Annotated in this window: 2 protein-coding genes; both read right to left on the bottom strand. The window is 72.7% G+C overall.

Annotated features, from left to right (window positions below):
* Positions 1 to 11 precede the first annotated feature (11 nt).
* Positions 12 to 1,181 carry a type III polyketide synthase gene (locus FNQ90_RS19845; protein WP_182607607.1) on the bottom strand — a complete coding sequence of 390 codons (1,170 nt, stop codon included), beginning with the start codon at positions 1,179 to 1,181 and terminating at the stop codon, positions 12 to 14.
* 22 nt (positions 1,182 to 1,203) lie between these two features.
* Positions 1,204 to 2,391, bottom strand: coding sequence for a cytochrome P450 (locus tag FNQ90_RS19840; RefSeq protein WP_182607608.1), 1,188 nt, complete (start codon positions 2,389 to 2,391; stop codon positions 1,204 to 1,206).
* Positions 2,392 to 2,394 lie beyond the last annotated feature (3 nt).

Below are 2,394 nucleotides of genomic sequence, written 5' to 3'. Positions count from 1 at the left end.
GGCGGTGCCCGTCAGGAGTCGACGCCCACCCCCGCCCCGGCCGGGGTGCGTCCGGCGCCGGTCGCGGAGACGGCGCCGTCGGTCGGGGTGGGCACCTCGGCCCGGGCGCGGCGGGCGTCCCCCCGCGCCGGACCGCCGGTGGTCCACCGGCCCAACGCGCTCTCGGCGGTGATGCCGGGGCCGAAGCCGGCGATCAGTCCCCGCGCACCGTCCTCGACCCCGCCGTCCTCGAAGAGCCGGTCGAGGGCGTCGAAGACGACCGAGCTGGCGATGTTGCCGCGCTCGGTGAGGGTGGCCCGGCTGTAGCGGAACATGGCGGGCTCCACCTCCAGGAACCGGCACAGGTCGTCCAGGATGCGGGGGCCGCCCGCGTGGACGATGTAGAAGTCCAGCTCGGAGGCGTCCCAGCCGTGTTCGCCGGCCAGGGTGAGCAGGGCGGGGGCGAGCATGGACATGGTGCCGGGGACCCGTTTGTCCAGCAGGAAGTGGAAGCCGGTCTCCCGGACCGCGTAGGAGATCCAGCTCTCGGTGTCGGGGACGAGGTGCGAGCCGTTGCGCTCCAGCCGGACACCGGTGCCGCCCTCGCCGCGCACCACGGCGCAGGAGACGGCGTCCCCGAACAGGCCGTTGGAGAGCAGGGATCCCACGCCCAGGTCGGTGGGTTGGTAGAGCAGCGAGCAGAACTCGCAGGAGACGATGAGGACGTTGCTCCCCGGGTAGGCGCAGACGAAGTCGTGGGCGCGGTTGACGGCGGCCCCACCGGCGGCACAGCCGAGCTGGGCGATGGGCAGTTGGCGGGTCTCCGGGCGGAATCCCATGGTGTTGATCAGCCACGCGGTGAGCGAGGGCATCATGAAGCCGGTGCACGAGACGTAGACGATGAGGTCGATCTCGCGCCGGTCGAGGTCGGCGTTGGCGAGGGCGCGGGAGACCACGGCGGGGACGCGTGCCTTGGCCTCCGCCTCGTAGACGGCGTTGCGGCGGGTGAAGCCGGGGTGGCGCAGGGTCTCCTCGATGGGTTGGACGATGTGCCGGGTTCGGACGCCGGTGTTCTCGATCAGCCTCAGCGCCAGGGGCAGTTGGGGGTGTTCGGCGTGCGTGGCGCGCGCGAGGTCCAGGGTCTCCTCACGGGTGATGACGTGTTCGGGTACGGCGACGGCGGGTCGACAGAGCGTGGGCATGGGGTTCCGGGGTCCCTTCCGGTCACCAGGCGACGGGGAGGGCGAGCGGGAAACGCCAGATGGAGCTGGTGTTCCACTCGATCTCCCCGGCGGGGACGGCGAGTCTCAGCGAGGGGAAACGGGTGAAGAGGGAGCCGATGGCGACCTGGAGCTCCATGCGGGCCAGGTGGGAGCCGAGGCAGTGGTGGGAGCCCCAGCCGAAGGCCATGTGGGAGGGGCCGTCGCGGTCCGGGTCGATCTCGTCGGGTCGCCCGTACGCCTCCGGGTCGCGGTTGGCCGCCAGATAGGAGACGTGGACGGTCTCGCCGGCGCGGATGGTGACGCCGCCGACCTCCACGTCCTCGGTGGCGATCCGGGGGATGCCGACGCCCTTGCGGAAGGGGATGAAGCGCAGCAGCTCCTCCAGCAACCGGGGCAGGCAGTCGGGGTCGGCCAGGAGCCGGGCGCGCGGTTCGGGTTGGGTGAGGAGGGTGTGGGTGATGTTGCTGATCTGGTAGGTGGTGGTGTCGTGGCCGGTCAGCAGCAGCACCATGCCCATGACGGCCAACTCGTCGTCGTCCAGGACCTCCTCGCCGTCCCGGGCGGCGGCCAGGGTGCTGAGCAGGTCCTCGCCGGGGGTGCGGCGGCGGGTGGCGGTGAGGTCGGCGAAGTAGGCGCGCAGGTCGGCCTTGGCACGGACGGCGGCGTCCCGGTCGGGGTTGCCGACGGTCATCAGGGCGATGGCGTCGCGGCGCAGCGCGGGCCGGTCCTCCGGCGGGATCTCCAGCAGGTCGCAGATGGTGGTCATGGGCAGGTGGGCGGCGAGGTGGGCGGCGACGTCGGCGGGCGGGCCGTGCTCGGCCATCGTGTCGAGCAGGCCGTCCACGGTGCGCTGGGTGTGCGGACGCAACCGCTCGACGTGGCGGGCGGTGAAGCCGCGCGAGACCAGGCGGCGCAATCGGGTCAGCTCGGGCGGGTCGAGGAGGTTGATCGACTCGTCCTGCACGATCGGCGCCGGGGTCATGCGGGGGAAGTCGCGGCCGATGACGGCGGCGCGGCTGAACCGGCGGTCGGTGGTGACCAGCCGCACGTCCTCGTAGCGGGTGGCCAGCCATGCCTCGCCCTCGCCGTGGGCCATGCGGATGCGGGTCAGGGGGGTCTCGGCCGCGAGCCGGGTCAGTTCGGGGTCGGGGTCCAGCGCGGTGACCTCGGTGAAGGTGCAGCGGGGGATCTC

Source organism: Streptomyces alkaliphilus, assembly GCF_014141535.1.
GTDB lineage: Bacteria > Actinomycetota > Actinomycetes > Streptomycetales > Streptomycetaceae > Streptomyces > Streptomyces alkaliphilus.
The sequence above is the reverse complement of the archived record's forward strand: the minus strand, read 5'-3'. Positions and strand labels throughout refer to the sequence as shown.

What these genes read in the sequence shown, in the direction of transcription:
- FNQ90_RS19845 (WP_182607607.1), bottom strand. Translation starts at nt 1,181, where the DNA reads ATGCCCACGCTCTGTCGACCCGCCGTCGCCGTACCCGAACACGTCATC.